This is a genomic window from Algibacter sp. Ld11 (assembly GCF_045066735.1).
Classification (GTDB): domain Bacteria; phylum Bacteroidota; class Bacteroidia; order Flavobacteriales; family Flavobacteriaceae; genus Algibacter.
The window spans coordinates 1-1,305 of record NZ_JBISHH010000015.1; the positions used below are offsets into that span (position 1 = coordinate 1).

Annotated in this window: 1 protein-coding gene; it reads left to right on the forward strand. The window is 31.3% G+C overall.

The features are described from left to right. Window positions 1-221: 221 nt before the first annotated feature. Complete coding sequence (locus ACJJV4_RS07555; protein WP_405293051.1) at window positions 222-1,190, forward strand: IS110 family transposase; 969 nt, start codon at window positions 222-224, stop codon at window positions 1,188-1,190. Window positions 1,191-1,305 lie beyond the last annotated feature (115 nt).

The following is a 1,305-nucleotide window of genomic DNA, read 5'->3' on the forward strand; positions in this document are numbered from 1 at the left end:
CTTAAGTTTGATTATTGATTAAAGATATTAAATTTAAGTATATAAACAGAAAGAACAAAAAGAGAGGATTAAGGTTATTTTGTATAGTGAGACAAGATCTCGATTTTCTTGAGAATCCCCTCTCTTTTCTACTATTATTTCGTACAGTTCTAAGAGACTAAGGATCTCGTTTTTAAGTTGTAGAAAACACGGTAGATATGTTCCTTCATAAGATATTAAATATGAATGAAAATACGAATTATTTTGGAATTGACATTAGTAAAGATGTTTTTGATGTAATGGGAAGCGATGGATTGTTTCATCAGTTTAGTAATGAGCTTACAGGCTTTAAGAGATTCATCAAACTCATGGGAAGTAATCCCCATTGCGTTATGGAATCTACAGGGGTATATCACTTGCGATTAGCGTATTACCTAATAGAGCATAATATTAAAGTTAGTGTTGAAAATCCTTTGTCTGTAAAACGGTTCATTCAAATGAAACTATCAAAAATAAAGACAGACAAGAGTGATTCTAAAATGATTTATGAATATGCAATTATGAATAGACCTAGCTTATGGACAGGTCAGACTAAAAGTCAAATAGAATGTTCTCATCTATTAAGTTTAAGTAATTTATATACCAAAGAGATAATAGTTCTTAAAAACAAATTGCATTCTGAAGAGGCCCAAGGCAGTCCTGTTCCTAGAGTGATACGGTCGATAAATAGAAGCTTGAAATTTTATAAAAAAGAAATAGAAACTCTGGAGATAACCGTTTTAAAATTAGTAAAACAAGAGTATCAGGACTTGCATAGTCGCATAAAAAGTATCCCAGGTTTAGGAGCTAAAGCCAGTGCTCTTTTAATAGTTTTGACTGATGGGTTTGAACGTTTTAATACCGCATCCGAACTCTGTTCTTTTGCAGGTTTAACACCTATTATAAGAGAATCAGGAAGTAGTATAAGATCACGACCTAGAATAAGTAAAATGGGAAATAGGCGGTTGAGAAAAGTATTATTTATTTGTAGTTTTTCAGCAAGTAAACATAATAAGGCTTGTCGAGAGCTCTATAGCAGGATTGTAGCCAAAGGGAAGAGCAAAAAATTAGCTTTGATTGCTGTTTGTAATAAGCTACTAAAACAGGCCTTTGCAATTGCTAAATCTCATTTGTGGTATGACGAAAACTACGAAAGCGTTTTAGTAAGGTAAACCCTAGTTATAAAATTATTTATTTCAATATGTTTTTATTCTAGGATAAAAACGTAATAGAAGAATATTGTTTAAAAATTAACTGCTTTTTTATAGGTTTTTAACACAGTTCTTG

What these genes read in the sequence shown, in the direction of transcription:
- ACJJV4_RS07555 (WP_405293051.1), top strand. Translation starts at nt 222, where the DNA reads ATGAATGAAAATACGAATTATTTTGGAATTGACATTAGTAAAGATGTT.